The organism is Pseudomonas sp. SMV71 (assembly GCF_052042015.1).
Taxonomy (GTDB): domain Bacteria; phylum Pseudomonadota; class Gammaproteobacteria; order Pseudomonadales; family Pseudomonadaceae; genus Aquipseudomonas.
The window spans coordinates 141,178-158,550 of the sequence record NZ_JBKGGU010000015.1 but is presented as its reverse complement, the minus strand read 5'-3'; the positions used below and the strand labels follow the sequence as shown (position 1 = coordinate 158,550).

Below are 17,373 nucleotides of genomic sequence, written 5' to 3'. Positions count from 1 at the left end.
GCGAACATGCAAGCAGTGGCGGCAGAAGGATTGGTAGTGCGCCCATCACAGGTCAGCGACGGGCCGTTTTTACAGAGCCTTTACCAGGCGGCGCGACCGGATCTGCAATGGATCGATGGTGAGCACGAGCAGGTGCAACAGGTAATCGCCCAACAGTTCCAGGTGCAGGAGCAGGGGTTGGGGGAGAATTTCCCCAATGCCATGCATTACGTGGTGGAAAAGCTCGGCACCGCCATTGGCGCGCTGAGTACCGATTTCGGACCCAATGAAATCCGCGTGCTGTATCTGGCCTTCATCCCCCAGGCCCGCGGGCAGGGTTATGGCCGGGCCGTGTTGCAGGGAGTGCAGAAAGCCGCGCAACAGATCCGCTGCCCGGTGGCGACCGTGGTCTGGGCCAGCAATCCCCACGCACGCCAGCACTACCTGGCGCTGGGCTTCCAGGTGCAGGAAAGCAACCCGGCGGCGCAGCGGTTGGTCTGGTATCCGAAGGGCAACTGATGAATCGCCGATGCGTCGCCTGTCCCTTGTGGGAGCGAGCCTGCTCGCGAAAGCGCCGGGTCAGTCGAGCCACTGGTCACTGACACACCGCTATCGCGAGCAGGCTCGCTCCCACATTGCTGCGGGCAGCTTTGCAGTGGGTCTTCAGTTCCTGGACGGGAACAGGCCGTTCAGGGCGATGCTGAAGTTGATCGCCAGGAACGGATTCATGATTGACATCGGCAAGCCATTGCCCGTCGGCGCAACCGTACCGCTGACGGTCGTGCTCACGCCTTTGAGCGGCACCGGCGAAGCGCCAATCTGATCGGAATAGATATTTGCCGCGCCCGGCCCGGTGCCCGAGGTGCCGATGAATGAGTTGGTAGCGCTTGGCGTGTTCGCCGGGTTGCTCGCCGGGTTCGCCAGTTGCAGGGTGGTATTGGCGGTGATGCCGGTGAGGGTGTGGGTGTGGTTCGGCAGGTTGTTCAGGGTCGCGGTGACGTTCTCGGTGCCGGAAACCTCGCCAATCACCCGTGTGCTCAGGCCTGCGCCGCTACCCTGGCCCAGGGGCAGCCGGCCTTGCAGGTTGGGCAGCATGAAGTTGGTCTGGCCGTTGCCCCCGTAGTAGGTGCCGAGCAGGGAGAAAAGCGCCTGGTATTGCGCGATGCCAAGCGTTTGCCCATAGCAGAGCGCCCAACCGCTGGGTGCAAAGTTAAAGGCAAACGGCTGGATGGTGCCCATGAAGACTTCCATAGATTCCTCGTCCTTCAGGTTATTGGTCTGATGCTGGGTTCAGTTGAACGCTATGTAGAAATACCCCACCGTGGGATCGCGTCCCATGGGCGGTATGCGCGACACGAAGAGCCCTTCGAGGCGTCCCAGTTCGGGCACCTCCAGCGCACAGAGCCCGTCGACGAATTCCGTGGTTCCAAGACTGTTGAACTCCACGCAGAACGGCATGCGTTGCGCGTGCGGCATCTTCGCTCGAGGGGTCTGTTCAAGGGATTCGATCCGTACGGGCAGGCGGCTTCCATCGGGCAGGGTGAGCTCGCTGGTCTGGCCCAGCAACGGTTGGAAATGGTGGCTATGAACCTCATGCAGCATGTCGAAACTCCAAAAGGCCGGAGGACTCGCGCCCCCCGGCGGACCATCAGTTGCGGGACGGGAAAATGCCTTGGAGGGCAATGCTGAAATTGATCGCCAGGAACGGGTTCATGATTGCCATTGGCAAACCGTTGCCGGTCGGTGAAATCGTCCCGCTGACGGTTGTGCTGACGCCTTGCAAGGGCACTGGCGAGGCGCCGAGCTGGTCGGAATAGATATTCGCCGCGCCCGGCCCGGTGCCCGAAGTGCCGATGAACGAGTTGGTGGCCGTGGGTGTGTTCAGTGGATTGCTGGCCGGGTTCGCCAGTTGCAGGGTGGTGTTGGCCGTGACGCCGGTGAGAGCGTGGGTGTGGTTGGGCAGGTTGTTGATGGTTGCCGTGACGTTCTCGGTGCCGGAAACCATGCCGATGACCCGTGGGGTCAGGCCCAGCCCATTGCCCTGGCCGATGGGCATGCGGCCTTGCAGGTTGGGGAGCAGAAAAGTGGTCTGGCCGTCTCCTCCGTACGTCACGCCGATCAGCGCGAACAAGGTCTGGTATTGGGCAAGGCTGAGCGTCTGCCCGTTGCACAGCGCCCAGTCCCTGGGTGCGAAGTTAAAGGCGAACGGCTGGATAGTGCCGATGAATACTTCCATGGAATCCTCATCCCTCAGGTTATTTGGTCTGGTGGTGCCGGACGGGATAGCGCGAAGGAGTGCGATCAGTCCGACTCCTTTCTTTCCCTGGCCTGGTCACGCACGGCTGAGCGTAGACGCGGATAACGGATTTTGCCGAGCAACGACAGCGGAAAAACATTGCCGGCTGGCTTAATCGATTCAGGCGCGCCTGGTCGTCTATACCGTCCATCTTTTTTACAGACGGTACGGCACTTGATATCAAAGTAGTACTAGGCGCGGATTATTTCCTCGGCTACGCTCTGGGTAAAAATGGACTACACACGGTGAAGGGATTGTCGCAGTTTCACTTTATCTCCGGCTTGCCGCGCTCGGGCTCGACCCTTCTTTCCGCGATTCTTCTGCAGAATCCGCGCTTCCACGCCGGCATGACCAGCCCGGTCGGCTCGCTGTTCAGCAGCGTCCTGCAACAATGCAGCGCCGGCAGTGAGTTCGGTTCGGTGATCGACACCGACCAGCGTCGTCGGCTGCTGCGCGGCCTGTTTGATTCCTACTACGCTGACAAGGCCGACAAACCGGTCATCTTCGACACCAACCGCCAATGGTGCGCGCGTCTGCCGGCCTTGCAGGACCTCTTTCCCCAGGCCAAGACCATCGCGTGCGTACGCAACGTCGCCTGGGTGCTCGACAGCCTGGAACGGCTATACCGCGCCAACCCGTTCGAGAACACCAAGCTGTTCAACGACGATGATGAGCGCAACACCGTCTACAGCCGCTGCGAAACCCTGGCCCAGCGCAACCGCCTGGTGGGGTTTGCCTGGACGGCGCTCAAGGAAGCCTATTACGGCGAAAACGCCGAGTCGCTGCTGATCGTCGATTACGACCTTTTGAGCCAGGCCCCGGAGCGGGTGATGCGCCTGGTGTACGAGTTCATCGGCGAGCCCTGGTTCGAGCACGATTTCAATCACTTGACCTACGACGCGCCGGCCTTCGACCAGGCCCTGGGCGTTGCCGGCCTGCACAAGGTCAAGCCCAAGGTCGCGCCGCAAGCCCGGCGCACCCTGTTGCCGCCGGATCTGTTTGAAAAGTATGCCGAGTTGTCGTTCTGGCGCGATGGGTCTGCCAGCGCGGCCAATGTCATTCGTATGAAAACCGACGCCGCCCTCAGCTGATGGCGGTTTTCTTCATTTGCGTGTTCAAGAAGTTCGAGTCCAGGTGAACGTCATGTGGTGGAGCAAAGGTAAATCGCGGGTAACCGAGGGCGCACAGGCCCTGGCATCGCCAATGATCATGTCCCTGGAGCCGCGCATGCTGTTCGACGGCGCGGTGGCCGCGACCGTGGCCGACGCCGCGCAACCGGACGCCCATCCCACCGCCGAAGCGGCGAAGACGCCCACGGCCGATCAGTCGGCTGACAACAGCCACGCCCCTCAAGGACAGGCCGACGCTACCCAGGCCGCCGTCCCCGGCAAATCGGTGGTGTTCGTCGATTCCCGGGTCAAGGATTCCGCCAGTCTGCTCGAAGGCGTGGCGCCTGGTACCCAGGTGGTTCAGCTGGATGCGACCAAGGATGGCCTGCAACAGATTGCCGATTACCTGGACACCCACCAGGGCGTCAGCTCGGTGCAGATCATCGCCCACGGTAACGCCGGCGACCTGTGGCTGGGCACCGCCTACCTGTCGGCGGATAACGTCCAGGCCCGCAGTGAGGTGCTGGCGCAGATCGGCCAGGACATGAACGCGGGCGGCGATATCCTGATCTACGGCTGCTACACCGCCGAGGGCGACCGTGGCCTGAGCTTCGTGGATTCGCTGGCGCAGTTGACCGGCCGCGACGTGGCGGCGTCCAACGACCGCACCGGCCTGGGCGGCGACTGGGACCTGGAAATCGCCACCGGCAATATCGAGAGCGCCAATGCGCTCTCGGCCAATGCCATGGGCGACTACCAATGGGGTCTCGCCACCTGGACCGCCACCAACAACGCCAACACCGGCGTGGGCTCGCTGCGTGCGGCCCTGGCTTCGGCACAGAACGGCGACATCGTGACCTTCAGCAGCGGTATGACCGTCGCGCTGACCCAGGTGCTGGTGGTCAACAGAAACGTGACCATCGACGGCGATCTCAATAATGACAACGTCGCCGATGTCACCCTCGACGGGCAATTCCGCACCCAGGTCCTCAACGTGACCTCCGGTACGACCGCGACGCTCGATGGCTTGGTGATCACCCGCGGCCTGGTGGCGGGCGACGGTGGCAATGGCGGCGTCGATGCGGCAGTCGCCAAGGCCGGCGGGATCTATAACGCCGGGACCCTGACCCTGCGCAACGTCACGGTGACCGCGAACGCCGCATCGGGTGGCGGCGGCGGTGGCGGCGTGACGCCGCAATATGCCGGTGGCGGCGGTGGTGGTGGCGGCGCGGTCGGCAGTGGCATTGGCGGTCGCGGCGGCGACACCCTCAACGCCACCGGCTCCGTAGGCTCGACCGGACAGGGCGGCGCCGGCGGTGGCTTCTTCAACATGGGCGGGCGGGGCGGCAACTCCAGCGGTGGTGCCGGTGGTGCGGCGTATCCAGGCTACAGTACCGGCTCGGCCGGCGGCACGGCGGCCAGCGCGGGCTTGTCCATTGGCGGCGGCGGTGGCGGTGACGGCTACAACGCCGTGGGCGGGGCGGGCGGCGGCGCCGTCGGTGGTATCTACAACGACACCGGTGCGACTTTGCGCATCATCGGCAACTCGGTGATTTCCAACAACATCGGCGCCGGTGGTGGGGGTGGTGGCGGCGGTGCCGGCGGTGGCTACACCCACACCGGCGGTGCGGGCGGCGTCGGCGTTGGCGCCATCTGGAACAAGGGCGCGATCCTGATTACCGCGGCCAACTTTGCGGCCCTGTCCGGCAACGTCGGCGGCAGCGGCGTCGGTGGCGGCAGCGCCGGTAGCGCCGGTACTTCGCCGGCTTCCGTCGCCAACGTCTATGGCGACGGCGGCACCATCAACACCAACTATGTGCCCGACACGACGCCTCCCACGGCGACCGTTGTCGTGGCGAACACCAACTTGAACTCCGGCGGTACGTCGCTGGTGACGATCACCTTCTCTGAAGCGGTGACCGGCCTTACCGCGTCCGACCTGACGGTGCAGAACGGCAGCGTCGGTAGCTTGAGCAGCAGCGACGGCGGCATCACCTGGACCGGCACATTGACGGCGGCCAGCAACATCGCCGATACCACCAACGTGATCACGCTGGACAATACCGGCGTCGCCGACCTGGCCGGCAACACGGGCGTGGGCGCTACCAACTCGAACAATTATGTCGTCAACGACACCGTGGCGCCCACCGCGACCATCGTGGTGGCCGACACCGCGCTCAGAAGCGGTGAAACTTCGGCGGTGACCATCACTTTCTCTGAAGCGGTGACCGGGTTCACCACCGCCGACCTGGCGGTGGCGAACGGCACGATCAGCGGCCTGAGCAGCGCCGACGGCGGTATCACCTGGACCGCGACCCTGACACCGACTGCCGACGTCACCGATACCACGAACCTGGTGGTGCTGGACAAGACCGGGGTCGCCGACCTGTCCGGCAACGCCGGTGTGGGCACCACCAACTCGAACAACTACGCCATCGACACTGCCCGTCCGACGGCCACCATCGTGGTCGCCGATACTGCCCTTAGCGTGGGCGAAACCACGCTGGTGACCATCACCTTCAGCGAGCCGATCACTGGCTTTACCGCTGCCGATCTGACGGTCTCCAACGGCACGATTACCGGGTTGAGCAGCAGCGACGGCGGCATCACCTGGACCGCCACCCTGACCCCGACCGCCAGTATCAGCGACACCACGAACCTGATCACGCTGAACAGCGGCGGCATTGCCGATCTGTCCGGGAACGGGAATATCGGCACGACCGACTCGAATAACTATGCGATCGATACGTTGCGTCCGACGGCCACCATCGTGGTCGCCGACACTGCGCTGAGCGCTGGCGAAACTTCGCTGGTGACCATTACCTTCAGCGAGGCCGTGACCGGTTTCACCCTGGCCGACCTGACGGTGGCCAACGGCTCCTTGAGCGGGCTGAGCAGCAGCGACGGCGGCATCACCTGGACCGTGACCCTGACGCCGAACGCCAGTGTCAGCGATGCGACCAACCTGATCGTCCTGGCCAATACCGGCGTGCAGGATGCGGCGGGTAACGCCGGCACTGGTACCACCAACTCGAACAACTACGCCATCGACACCCAGCGCCCGACCGCGACCATCGTGGTCGCCGATACCGTATTGAGCGTGGGCGAAACCTCGGTGGTGACCATCACCTTCAACGAAGCCGTAACGGGGCTGACCACCGCCGACCTGACCGTCGCCAACGGTTCGCTCAGCGGGTTGAGCAGTAGCGACGGCGGCATCACCTGGACGGCTATCTTCACGCCGACGGCCAGCATCAGCGACGCCAGCAACCTGATCACCCTGGACAACAGTGGCGTGCAGGACGCGGCCGGCAACACCGGCAGCGGCACCACCGATTCCAACAACTACGCCATCGACACGCTACGCCCCACCGCGACCATCGTGGTGGCCGACAGCGCATTGAGCGTGGGCGAAACCTCGCTGGTGACCATCACCTTCAGCGAAGCCGTGACCGGTTTCACCCTGGCCGACCTGACCGCGGCCAACGGCGTGTTGAGTGGACTGACCACCAGCGACAACATCACCTACACCGCGACGTTCACGCCTTCGGCCGGCATCACCGACACCAGCAACCTGATCACCCTGGACAACACCGGTGTCACGGATGGGGCTGGCAACGCCGGCACCGGCACCACCGGTTCGAACAACTACGTCGTCGATACCTTGCGGCCGACCGCGACCATCGTGGTCGCCGACACCGTGCTGAGCGTCGGTGAAACCTCGCTGGTGACCATCACGTTCAGCGAGGCGGTGACCGGCTTCGACAATTCCGACCTGACCGTCGCCAACGGCACGTTGAGTGCGGTCAGCAGCAGCGATGGCGGCTTCACTTGGACCGCCACCTTCACCCCGGCCCTCGGGGTCGTCGACACTTCCAACGTCATCGTGCTGAACAACACCGGCATCAGCGACGCGGCCGGCAATACGGGGACCGGCACCACCAACTCCAACAACTACCAGATCGACACCAATGTGCCGACGGCGACCATCGTGGTGAGCGATTCGTCGTTGCGCATCGGTGAAACCTCGCTGGTGACGATCACCTTCAACGAAGCGGTGAACGGCTTCGATAACAGTGACCTGACAATCAGTAACGGCACGCTGAGCAGCGTTTCGTCGTCGGACGGCGGCGTCACCTGGACCGCAACTTTCACTCCGAGCATCGGCGTGTCCGATACCAGCAACCTGATCACCCTGGACAACACCGGCGTGCGCAACGGCGCGAGCAACGCTGGCGTGGGCACCACCGACTCCAACAACTACGCCATCGACACCGTGCGCCCGACTGCAACCATCGTTGTCGCCGACACGGCGATTGCCGCTGGCGAAACGTCACTGGTGACCATCACCTTCAGCGAAGCGGTGACGGCGTTCACCACGGCGGACCTCACGGTGGCCAACGGTACCCTGAGCGGCCTGAGCAGCAGTGACGGCGGCATCACCTGGACCGCCACCCTTACGCCAACCGCTGGTATCACCGACACCAGCAATGTCATCACCCTCACTAACGGTGGCGTTGCCGACCTGGCGGGCAACGTCGGCAGCGGCACCACCGATTCCAATAACTACAGCATCGACAGCCAGCGCCCGACCGCGACGATCGTCATGACCGACGCCAGCCTGAGTGCGGGCGAAACCTCCTTGGTGACCATCACCTTCAGCGAGGCCGTGACCGGTTTCACCAACGATGACCTGAGTGTTGCCAACGGCACCCTGAGCGCGGTCAGCAGCAGCGATGGCGGCATCACCTGGACGGCGACCTTCACCCCGGCGGCCGGCACGCGGGATGCGACCAACCTGATCATTCTCGACAACACCGGCGTGAGCGATGCGGCCGGCAATGCCGGGACGGGCACCACCAATTCCGCCAACTACAGCGTCGACACCCAAGTGCCGACCGCGACCATCGTGGTGGCCGATAACGTCCTGAGCATCGGTGAAACGTCGCTGGTGACCATCACCTTCAGCGAAGCGGTAAACGGTTTCGACAACAGCGACCTGACTGTCAGCAACGGCACGTTGAGCAACGTTTCGTCGTCGGACGGCGGTGTGACCTGGACGGCGACGTTCACGCCGAGCGCGAGCATCTCCGACACCAGCAACCTGATCACGCTGGACAATACCGGGGTGCGCAACGGCGCCAACAACGCCGGGGTCGGCACCACCGACTCCAACAACTACGCCATCGACACCGTGCGCCCGACCGCGACCATTGTCGTCGCCGACGCGGCCATTGCCGCCGGCGAGACGTCACTGGTCACCATCACCTTCAGCGAAGCAGTGACCGGTTTCACCACGGCCGACCTGACGGTTGCCAACGGTACCCTGAGCGGGCTGAGCAGCAGCGACGGCGGCATCACCTGGACCGCCACCTTCACGCCGACCGCTGGCATCACCGACACCAGCAACATCATCACCCTCACCAACGGCGGCGTTGCCGACCTGGCGGGTAACGCCGGCAGTGGCACCACCGATTCCAACAACTATGCGCTGGATACCGAGCGCCCGACGGCCACCATCGTGCTCAGCGATTCGACCTTGCGGCCAGGTGAAACCGCGCAGGTGACCATCACCTTCAGCGAAGCGGTGACCGGCTTCAGCAATGACGACCTGAGTGTCAGTAACGGGACCTTGAGCACTGTCAGCAGCAGTGACGGCGGCCTGACCTGGACCGCGACATTCACACCGACCCTGGGCGTGACTGACGCGACCAACCTGATCAGCCTGGACAACAGTGGCGTGAGCGATGCCGCCGGCAACGCCGGGACCGGCACCACTGATTCGGCCAACTACGCGGTCGAGACCCGGGTGCCGACGGCCACGGTGGTGGTCGCCGACAGTGCACTGCGGGTGGGTGAAACCTCTCTGGTGACCATCACTTTCTCGGAAGCGGTCAGCGGTTTCGACAACGCCGACCTGAATGTAAGCAACGGCACCCTGAGCAATGTGTCCTCTTCCGATGGCGGCATCACCTGGACGGCAACCTTCACGCCGGCGAGCAATATCACCGACACCAGCAACCTGATCAGCCTGGACACCAGCGGCGTGGTCAACGTCTCGGGCAACAGCGGGGTTGGCGTGGTGAGTTCCAACAACTACGCGATCGATACGGCCCGCCCGGGCGCTACCATCACCTTGGGCGATACCAGCCTGGGCATCGGCCAGACCACCACCGTGACCATCAGCTTCACCGAGGCGGTGACCGGCTTCGATCTATCCGATATCAGCGTGGCGAATGGCGTGTTGTCTAACCTCGCCAGTAGCGATGGCGGCCTGACCTGGACCGCGACCCTGACGCCGACCGCTGGCGTCAGCGATGCCACCAACCTGATCCTGCTCGACGCCAGCACTGTGCAGGACATCGCCGGCAATGCCGGGGCAGGCATCGCGATTTCCAGCAACTACGCACTCGACGCTACCCGGCCGACAGCGACTATCGTGGTCGCCGACTCGAACCTGACCGTGGGCGAGAGCACCCAGGTGACAATCACCTTCAGTGAAGCCGTCAGCAATTTCGACCTGTCGGACCTCAGCGTCACCAACGGTGTGTTGACCAACCTGACCAGCAGCGACGGAGGCAGGACCTGGACCGCAACGTTCACCCCGGCGGCTAACCTCACCGATCCGAGCAACTTCATCGCCCTGGACACCAGCAATGTCAGCGACCTGACGGGCAATGCCGGGGCCAGCGTAGCGGTGTCGAATAATTATGCGATCGATACTGTGGTGCCCAACGATGTGAAGCCGCCGCCGGAGTACCTGATTTCGGACCCGGTCACGGTTACGCCGCCGTCCGAGGTGCCGTTGCAACCGATCGTCTTCGCGCCGCCTACCGGCAACCTGGGTTCGCCGCTGGGTTTCCCGCCGCTGTTCGAACAGCGGGATGTGGGTGGGGGGCTGCGTCCGATCGGGGATATTTTCATCAACCGTGGCGCGCTCGCGCCGAGCTACATCGCCCAGGTGTTCAGCAACGACGCCGCCGGCGATGGCTCGGGCCATGGCTTCCTGGGATTCGGTGGCGGAGACGGCGGGGTGTTCGGCAGCAGCACGCTGTCGTCCCTGTTCAATCAGGACACTGCAGGCGAGAGTGAAACGCTGAACGCCTTCGGCAGCCAATCGATGCAGGGTGGGGATGTGTCCCAAGGCGTGCGCGGTGTCTTTGGCGCACCGACGCTCGGCCAGCAGTTGCAACATATCAAGGACACTGAGCAGCGCCGGGTCGAAAGCCTGGCGATGGCTCTGCAACAGGTCGTGCAGGCCTGAAAAAACTAAAAAACATGTTGGGCAGCCAGGGGCAATCCAGGGAATGAATAGAAGTCGCAAGTTATTCGTAATGAGTGCGCTGGCGTTGGTGGTCAGCGGATGTGCGGTCACCAGCGAGCCGATCGATCGTAGCGTCAGCGAACAGCGGGCCCGCACCGATCTGCAGAACATGTTCAAGGATCAAGAGCCTCTGAGTGGCCCGTTGACCCTGCATCAGGCCATGGCACGTGCGGTGAAGTACAACCTTGAAGGCCGCCTGAAAATCATGGAGGAGGCCCTGGCCAAGCGGCAATTGGACCTGGCCAGTTTCGACATGCTGCCACGCATGGCCCTGGACGCCGGTTATGTCGGGCGCAACAACGTCAGCGCGTCCAGCAGCCAGAGCGTGGAAACCGGTACCCAGTCCCTGGAACCGTCGACCTCCCAGGACCGCGACCGTGAGGTGGCGGACCTGACCATGGTCTGGAACGTGCTCGACTTCGGCGTCAGCTACATCAGCGCCAAGCAGGCCGGGGACCAGCGCCTGATCGTGCAGGAGCGTCGGCGCAAGGTGATCAACACCATCGTCCAGGACGTGCGTTCGGCGTACTGGCGTGCCATGGCCGCCGAGCGTCTGCTCAAGCAGATCGACAGCCTGATGGCCCGCGTCGAAGCAGCGCGGGGCAACAGCCAGAGCATGAGCGAACAGCGCATCGGTGACCCGGTGCAAGCCCTCGGTTACCAGCGCTCGCTGATCCAGGCCACCCGCCAGCTCGAAGAGCAGCGTCGGGCGTTGTCCCTGGCCAAGACCGAACTGGCGACCCTGATCAACCTGCCGCTGGGCACAGAGCTGACCCTGGCGACACCGGATGAATATGACATTCCGGAACTCAAGGTCGACATGGCCCGCCTCGAACAGGAAGCCCTGGCCAGTCGTCCGGAACTGCGCGAACAGGATTACCAGACACGCATCACCGCCGCCGAAACCCGCAAGGCCATGTTGCGTCTGCTCCCAGGGCTGGAGTTCTCCGCCGGCGGACATTACGACAGCAACTCGTTCCTGGTGGAGCAGGGTTGGGCAGACTATGGCGTGAAGGTCACCTGGAACCTGTTCAACGTGATCTCCGCCCCGGCGGCCATCGACGTGGCCAAGGCCGGTGAAGAAGTGGCGGCGGCGCGGCGCCAGGCGATGTCGATTGCCGTGTTGGCGCAGTTGTACGTCGCCAATGCCAACTATCGGGAAGCAATGCGCCAGTTCAAGACCAACCAGCAGCTGTCGGACATCGATGGGCAGATCGTCGGCCAGTTGCGCAGCCGTCACCAGGCCGCCGGTATCGGCGAGCTGGAGCTGATCCAGGGGGAACTCAATACCTTGCAGGCCGACCTGCGGCGGGACCTGTCCTATGCCGACCTGCGCAACGCCTACGGCCAGATATTCGCCAGCGCCGGCCTCGACCCGCTGCCGAACGAGGTGCAATCGACCGAAGTCCAGTCGATTGCCGCCGCCCTGGCCAGCCGCGAAGCCGCCTGGGCCCAGGGCAATATCGCCGTGCCGACTGCTCCGGTGACGCAATAACCGGCGCTCGGCATTGAACCGCCCGGCCTTCTCCCGGCTGCCGCTGACGGTAAACCTGCCGCTGCTGTTGCAGGCCCTGGCCGCCGTTGAGGACGAGCGGTGGCAAGGGCACTTCAACAACGCGTATTACAGCGGCGACTGGAGCGGCGTGGCGCTGATTTCGGCGGCCGATGCCTTGACCGAGCTGTCACCGGGCGCCGCCGCCCCCCTGCACCGGGCGCCGTGGTCTAGGGACGACCGCTGGCGCCAGGCGTTGCTGGATTGGCCATTGGAAATAGTCTCGGCCCGGCTGCTACGGCTGGGGCCGGGCGGGCGGATCCACGAACATCGCGATTATGACCTGGGCGGGCCGGATGCCGACCTGCGCCTGCACGTTCCGCTGCTCAGCTCGCCGGAAGTGGATTTCTGGCTGGATGGTCAGCTGATTCCGATGAGTGCGGGCGAATGCTGGTTTCTCGACCTGTCGCGGCCCCATCGTGTCGCCAATCGCAGCCTTGAGACGTCACGCATTCACCTGGTGCTCGATTGTCGTCCCGGGCCCTGGCTGAACCAACAGATTGCCCAAGGGCTGGCTGCCACGCCCGCTGTCGGTGCCGGGCAAAGCGACCTGGCTCGTTTCCAGCAGCGCGTAGAGGCCGATCCGCGACTCGCCCGTACCTTGCAGCAGTTGCATGACGTAGATGCGTTCGTGGAGCGGGCCATCGTGCTCGGTGCCGAATTGGGACTGCACTTCACTCAGGAAGAACTACGCTCGGCCATGCGCCACGGCCGTCGGCAGTGGAGTGATCAATGGAAGGCTTGAACCTGCAGGGTTGGTTGCCGATGCGCATAGGACAAACGCTCGGGCGGTGGCAGGTGGATTGGTGCTGGTTCGGTGAGAAGCGATTGTCGCAGCCGTTCTTTAGCGACGCCGTGGAGGACGCGCTGCGCCTGCCCTTCAACCAGGTGTTCCGCCGCCAGACCCCATTGAGCGTGCTCAGTCAGTGGCAGCAGCAGAGCGCTGGCCTGGCGCCCAGCGCGTTCATTTTCCATGCCTCGCGTTGCGGCTCGACATTGATCAGCCAGATGCTGGCGCAACTGGACGACCACATTGTCGTTTCCGAACCGCCGCCGCTGGACGCGCTGCTGCGCGCTGAGTTGCCTGATATCGAGCGCACCGCCGCGCTCAAGGGCTTGTTGTCGGCCTACGGGCAGCGCTGCCGAGGCGTCGAGCAACGGCTGATGATCAAGCTCGACGCCTGGAACCTCGGTGAACTGCCGCTGCTGCGAGAGTGCTTTCCCGACACGCCCTGGCTGTTTCTGTACCGTGATCCGCTGGAAATCGCCGTGTCCCACCTGCGCCGTCCCGGCATGCACATGGTGTCAGGGATGATAGGGGCCAGTGTGTTGGACGACGGCTTGCCCTTCGTCGGTCAGGAAGACTTCATTGCACGACGTTTGGGACGGCTGTTTCAACGGGCCCTGGCGCATTGTCGGGAATTTGCCGGAATGGCGGTGAACTACAGCGAACTACCCGCTGCAATGACGGGCAGGTTGGCGACGTTCTTTCGTCTGGATGAAGCGCAATGCCGGCAAGCGTTCGCGGCGGTGGGGCAGCATGCCAAGCAGCCGGCGCAGGTGTTCATCGGCGACAGCGCAGACAAACGCCGGGAGGCTTCACAACTGCTGTGCGAACGGGTGGAGCATTGGGCGCAGGGGCCTTATGACGCGCTGGAGAGGTTTAGAAACGCTTGAAGCATGGTCGCTTTTTGTGGCGAGGGAGCTTGCTCCCGCTGGGGTGCGCAGCAGCCCCCGATTTTTGCGGTCGCTGCGCAACCGAGCGGGAGCAAGCTCCCTCGCCACAGGGGATGTGCGCAGTGAAGACTTGATTGAATATTGATCAGTCTGGCGGCGATCCAGGGGCTAGACTGCGAGAGAACATTCTGTTCAGGAGCTCTGCATGGACACCCCGATCCACAGCCTTCCAGCGCTGTTCAAACAGCTGGGCCTGGCCGACGATGCGGTCAGCATCGACCAGTTCATCGTCACCCATTCACCCCTCGAGCCCGACTTGCGCCTGGCGGATGCGTTTTTCTGGAGCAAGAGCCAGAAACAATTGCTGCGCGACGAAATCCTCGTAGATGCCGACTGGGCGGTGGTGGTGGATCAGCTGGATGTGATGTTGAGAAAGGGGCGCAGCGAATCATGACTTCTGAAGAAGTTCGGCCTCCTCTGGGAGCGAGCCTGCTCGCGATGAGGCCATTGTATTCAACATTTTCGGTGACTTGCCTACCATTATCTCGAGCAGGCTCGCTCCCCACCGTTGACCGTGTTGATCATGCGGATGGTTTTTTGGTTATTAATAAATAGCTTCTTATTCCTTAAACAATATAAATCTCGTCCCTATACTCCTCCGTGAACAGACACGCAGGAGAGCACCCATGCGCAACGAAACGATTCGCTACCTGATTGTGCCGGGCTGGCAAGGATCGCCGGAAAATCATTGGCAGAGCCACTGGCAGAACAGCCTGCCCAACAGTGCCCGGGTCGAGCAGGCCGACTGGCTGACGCCTCGGCGTGAAGACTGGGTGGCGGCGTTGGCCGAAGCGATTGCCGCCGACAGCTCCCCGGTGATCCTGATCGCCCATAGCCTGGGCTGCATCACCGTCGCCCATTGGGCCGCCACCGCGCCGGTGCAGTTCTTGCGGCAAGTGCGCGGGGCGTTGCTGGTGGCGCCGGCGGACGTCGAGCGGCCGGCATGCGTCCCGGCGTTGCGCAATTTCGCACCGATTCCCACCGACCTGCTGCCGTTCCCCAGCCAGGTCGTCAGCTCCGACAACGACGCTGCCGTGAGCACCTCGCGCGCCCTGGAGCTGGCTCGTAATTGGGGGGCCGAGGCCGGGATCCTGGCCGGGGCGGGGCACATCAATGTGAAGTCCGGTCATCACCGTTGGGAGCAGGGTTTCGCCTATCTCTATCGTCTGCAAAACCGCATGGAGCATCACGCCTTGCGACGCGCCTGAATTTTTTACGCCCTCCCGTCTCCCGGCGGTTTGGGGCGGGAGACTGCCATGAGCCTGCATGAAACCTTCGGTCAGCCCTTGCTGACCTTTCCCGACGCGGAAAAAAGCCCCCTGAGCATTCGCGCCAAGGCGTTGGTGTTCGTCGACCCGCGCTCGCGACAGCTGCGCCAGGAGTTGGAACAGCTGGCCCCGCGAGCGATCTCGGTGCTGATCCGCGGCGAAACCGGTACCGGCAAGGAGTTGCTGGCCCGACACATCCATCGCGAAAGTGATCGAGGCGGGTTGTTTGTCTCGGTCAACTGCGGCGCCATCAGCCCGACCTACGCCGACGCCGAACTGTTCGGCTACGCCGCCGGCAACTACAGCGGCTCGGCCAGCAGCCGCGCTGGCTGGTTCGGCTCGGCCAATGGCGGCACCCTGTACCTGGACGAAATCGGCGATTTACCGTTGCCGATCCAGGCCAAGTTGCTGGCTGCCCTGGAGAATCACGAAGTCACCCGCGTCGGCGCACCGCAGCCAAGCCCGGTGGATGTGCGCCTGGTAGCGGCCACCAGCATTGACCTGGCGCAAGCGGTGACCGCCGGAAAATTCAACGAGCGGCTCTACCATTATCTCAGCGAAGGCCGACTCGAGCTGCCGGCCCTGCGTGAGCGAGTGGGCGATATTCTGTCTTTGGCCGAGTATTTCCTGGGCATCTACAGTCAGCGCCTGGATCTGGGCGTGCCGTTGATCAGCGAGGCGGCGCAACGGGCTCTTGAGCGACACAGCTGGCCGGGCAACACCCGCGAGCTGGAAAACGTCATTCATTTCGCGTTGCTGGTCAGCGGTGGCGATGAGATCCTGCCGGAGCATCTGAACCTGCCGGCGCAGCCCTCGGCGCTGGAGACGATCGAGCAGCAAGTGAGGCATGTCGTTGCTCGTGGTACCGAGGCTGAACGCACGGCGCTCAAAGCGTTGCTCGCCCGGCTGGACCAGACGCTATAAAACCTGTGGCGAGGGAGCTTGCTCCCGCTCGGTTGCGCAGCAGCCGTAATATTTAAGGACCGCTTCGCAGCCCAGCGGGAGCAAGCTCCCTCGCCACAAGGTTGTTTGTCTATATGAGTAAAATGAATATGAACTTGAATAAAAGATATTGTTAAGGCATAAAAAATATCGGTATCTTCCGCTTCACGCCAGCGATAGCACTTCGCTGGCACTTACTCCGTTGGCCGTCGTCCAAGACGGCAGTGATTTTCGATAAGGACACTGCATGAAAAAGGTTCTGTTGTTCACCGCCTTGGCGGCAGCCCTGACCTCGGGCCTGGCCCAGGCAGCAGAGAAACTGGTAGTGGCAGCCACTCCGGTGCCACACGCCGAGATCCTCGAACTGATCAAACCGGCCCTGGCCAAAGAAGGCGTCGACCTGCAGATCAAGGTTTTCACCGACTATGTGCAACCCAACGTACAGGTTGACCAGAAGCGTCTGGATGCCAACTACTTCCAGACCCTGCCGTATCTGAAGAACTTCAACGAAGGCAAAGGCACGAATCTGGTCACCGTGATTGGCGTGCACGTTGAACCGTTCGGCGGCTATTCGAAGAAGTACAAGACCCTGGCCGAACTGCCGGATGGCGCAACCATCGCGCTGCCTAACGAAGGCAGCAATAGCGGGCGTGCACTGATCCTGTTGCAGAAGGCTGGCCTGATCGAGCTCAAGGACCCGAAAAACGCCTTGGCTACGCCGAAAGACATCGCCAAGAACCCGCATAACTTCAAGTTCAAGGAACTGGAGTCGGCCATGCTGCCGCGGGTCCTGGATCAGGTTGACCTGGACCTGATCAACACCAACTACGCGCTGGAGGCAGGCCTGAACCCGGCTAAAGACGCGCTGGTGATCGAAGGCGCGGATTCGCCATACGTGAACTTCCTGGTGGCCCGTCCGGACAACAAGGACAGCCCGGCTATCCAGAAACTGGCCAAGGCCCTGACCAGCCCTGAAGTGAAGGCGTTCATCGAGAAGAAATACAGCGGCGCGGTACTGCCGGCGTTCTGATCGAACGAAGCGTGCTTTAAGTGACAACGCCGACGGCTTTGCCAGCGTCGGCGTTTTTTTTATGCAAACGCTTCGGCTATGCGGGTCGTACCTTCAATGCGCGGCGCAGGGCCACGAGCAGTTTGACGATGTCTTG

At 63.1% G+C, this 17,373-nt stretch carries 13 protein-coding genes; 10 read left to right on the top strand and 3 right to left on the bottom strand.

Annotated elements, in window-relative coordinates; translation table 11 throughout:
* The first annotated feature begins 6 nt into the window (after window positions 1–6).
* Window positions 7–498 (top strand): GNAT family N-acetyltransferase, encoded by a 492-nt coding sequence (locus ACLEJQ_RS17365; RefSeq protein ID WP_440796812.1) that lies wholly within the window; start codon window positions 7–9, stop codon window positions 496–498.
* Window positions 499–642: 144 nt separating this feature from the next.
* Here ACLEJQ_RS17365 and ACLEJQ_RS17360 read toward each other — a convergent pair whose 3' ends face one another.
* The 3 genes from ACLEJQ_RS17360 to ACLEJQ_RS17350 are packed head-to-tail and all read right to left on the bottom strand — an operon-like array spanning window position 643 to window position 2,215.
* Window positions 643–1,230 carry a phage tail protein gene (locus ACLEJQ_RS17360; RefSeq protein ID WP_440796810.1) on the bottom strand — a complete coding sequence of 196 codons (588 nt, stop codon included), beginning with the start codon at window positions 1,228–1,230 and terminating at the stop codon, window positions 643–645.
* Window positions 1,231–1,269: 39 nt separating this feature from the next.
* Window positions 1,270–1,581: a DUF6916 family protein gene (locus ACLEJQ_RS17355; protein WP_440796808.1), complete on the bottom strand. Its 312-nt coding sequence runs from the start codon at window positions 1,579–1,581 to the stop codon at window positions 1,270–1,272.
* Window positions 1,582–1,627: 46 nt separating this feature from the next.
* Window positions 1,628–2,215, bottom strand: coding sequence for a phage tail protein (locus ACLEJQ_RS17350; protein ID WP_440796806.1), 588 nt, complete (start codon window positions 2,213–2,215; stop codon window positions 1,628–1,630).
* A gap of 305 nt (window positions 2,216–2,520) precedes the next feature.
* Here ACLEJQ_RS17350 and ACLEJQ_RS17345 point away from each other — a divergent pair, with 305 nt between their 5' ends.
* The 9 genes from ACLEJQ_RS17345 to ACLEJQ_RS17305 all read left to right on the top strand — a co-directional run bounded on the left by ACLEJQ_RS17345 (window position 2,521) and on the right by ACLEJQ_RS17305 (window position 17,237).
* Window positions 2,521–3,366, top strand: coding sequence for a sulfotransferase family protein (locus ACLEJQ_RS17345; RefSeq protein ID WP_440796804.1), 846 nt, complete (start codon window positions 2,521–2,523; stop codon window positions 3,364–3,366).
* Window positions 3,367–3,418: 52 nt separating this feature from the next.
* Window positions 3,419–10,648, top strand: coding sequence for an Ig-like domain-containing protein (locus tag ACLEJQ_RS17340; protein ID WP_440796802.1), 7,230 nt, complete (start codon window positions 3,419–3,421; stop codon window positions 10,646–10,648).
* A 43-nt stretch (window positions 10,649–10,691) separates the two neighbouring features.
* Entirely contained in the window at window positions 10,692–12,203 is a 1,512-nt protein-coding gene (locus ACLEJQ_RS17335; protein WP_440796800.1) for a TolC family protein, read from the top strand.
* 13 nt (window positions 12,204–12,216) lie between these two features.
* Window positions 12,217–13,005 carry an aspartyl/asparaginyl beta-hydroxylase domain-containing protein gene (locus ACLEJQ_RS17330; protein ID WP_440796797.1) on the top strand — a complete coding sequence of 263 codons (789 nt, stop codon included), beginning with the start codon at window positions 12,217–12,219 and terminating at the stop codon, window positions 13,003–13,005.
* On the top strand, window positions 12,993–13,937 hold the full coding sequence (locus ACLEJQ_RS17325) for a sulfotransferase family protein (protein ID WP_440796795.1): 945 nt from the start codon (window positions 12,993–12,995) through the stop codon (window positions 13,935–13,937). The genes ACLEJQ_RS17330 and ACLEJQ_RS17325 overlap by 13 nt, the downstream gene beginning before the upstream one ends.
* A gap of 205 nt (window positions 13,938–14,142) precedes the next feature.
* The gene (locus tag ACLEJQ_RS17320; protein WP_440796793.1) at window positions 14,143–14,391 is read left to right on the top strand and encodes a DUF2789 domain-containing protein; all 249 of its coding nucleotides are present in this window, start codon (window positions 14,143–14,145) and stop codon (window positions 14,389–14,391) included.
* Between the two features lie 232 nt (window positions 14,392–14,623).
* Window positions 14,624–15,205 (top strand): alpha/beta hydrolase, encoded by a 582-nt coding sequence (locus tag ACLEJQ_RS17315; protein WP_440796791.1) that lies wholly within the window; start codon window positions 14,624–14,626, stop codon window positions 15,203–15,205.
* A gap of 48 nt (window positions 15,206–15,253) precedes the next feature.
* Window positions 15,254–16,189: a sigma 54-interacting transcriptional regulator gene (locus tag ACLEJQ_RS17310; RefSeq protein WP_440796789.1), complete on the top strand. Its 936-nt coding sequence runs from the start codon at window positions 15,254–15,256 to the stop codon at window positions 16,187–16,189.
* Between the two features lie 265 nt (window positions 16,190–16,454).
* The gene (locus ACLEJQ_RS17305; protein ID WP_440796787.1) at window positions 16,455–17,237 is read left to right on the top strand and encodes a MetQ/NlpA family ABC transporter substrate-binding protein; all 783 of its coding nucleotides are present in this window, start codon (window positions 16,455–16,457) and stop codon (window positions 17,235–17,237) included.
* Window positions 17,238–17,373 lie beyond the last annotated feature (136 nt).

What these genes read in the sequence shown, in the direction of transcription:
- ACLEJQ_RS17310 (WP_440796789.1), top strand. Translation starts at nt 15,254, where the DNA reads ATGAGCCTGCATGAAACCTTCGGTCAGCCCTTGCTGACCTTTCCCGAC.
- ACLEJQ_RS17315 (WP_440796791.1), top strand. Translation starts at nt 14,624, where the DNA reads ATGCGCAACGAAACGATTCGCTACCTGATTGTGCCGGGCTGGCAAGGA.
- ACLEJQ_RS17365 (WP_440796812.1), top strand. Translation starts at nt 7, where the DNA reads ATGCAAGCAGTGGCGGCAGAAGGATTGGTAGTGCGCCCATCACAGGTC.
- ACLEJQ_RS17320 (WP_440796793.1), top strand. Translation starts at nt 14,143, where the DNA reads ATGGACACCCCGATCCACAGCCTTCCAGCGCTGTTCAAACAGCTGGGC.
- ACLEJQ_RS17350 (WP_440796806.1), bottom strand. Translation starts at nt 2,215, where the DNA reads ATGGAAGTATTCATCGGCACTATCCAGCCGTTCGCCTTTAACTTCGCA.
- ACLEJQ_RS17305 (WP_440796787.1), top strand. Translation starts at nt 16,455, where the DNA reads ATGAAAAAGGTTCTGTTGTTCACCGCCTTGGCGGCAGCCCTGACCTCG.
- ACLEJQ_RS17325 (WP_440796795.1), top strand. Translation starts at nt 12,993, where the DNA reads ATGGAAGGCTTGAACCTGCAGGGTTGGTTGCCGATGCGCATAGGACAA.
- ACLEJQ_RS17340 (WP_440796802.1), top strand. Translation starts at nt 3,419, where the DNA reads ATGTGGTGGAGCAAAGGTAAATCGCGGGTAACCGAGGGCGCACAGGCC.
- ACLEJQ_RS17355 (WP_440796808.1), bottom strand. Translation starts at nt 1,581, where the DNA reads ATGCTGCATGAGGTTCATAGCCACCATTTCCAACCGTTGCTGGGCCAG.
- ACLEJQ_RS17360 (WP_440796810.1), bottom strand. Translation starts at nt 1,230, where the DNA reads ATGGAAGTCTTCATGGGCACCATCCAGCCGTTTGCCTTTAACTTTGCA.
- ACLEJQ_RS17335 (WP_440796800.1), top strand. Translation starts at nt 10,692, where the DNA reads ATGAATAGAAGTCGCAAGTTATTCGTAATGAGTGCGCTGGCGTTGGTG.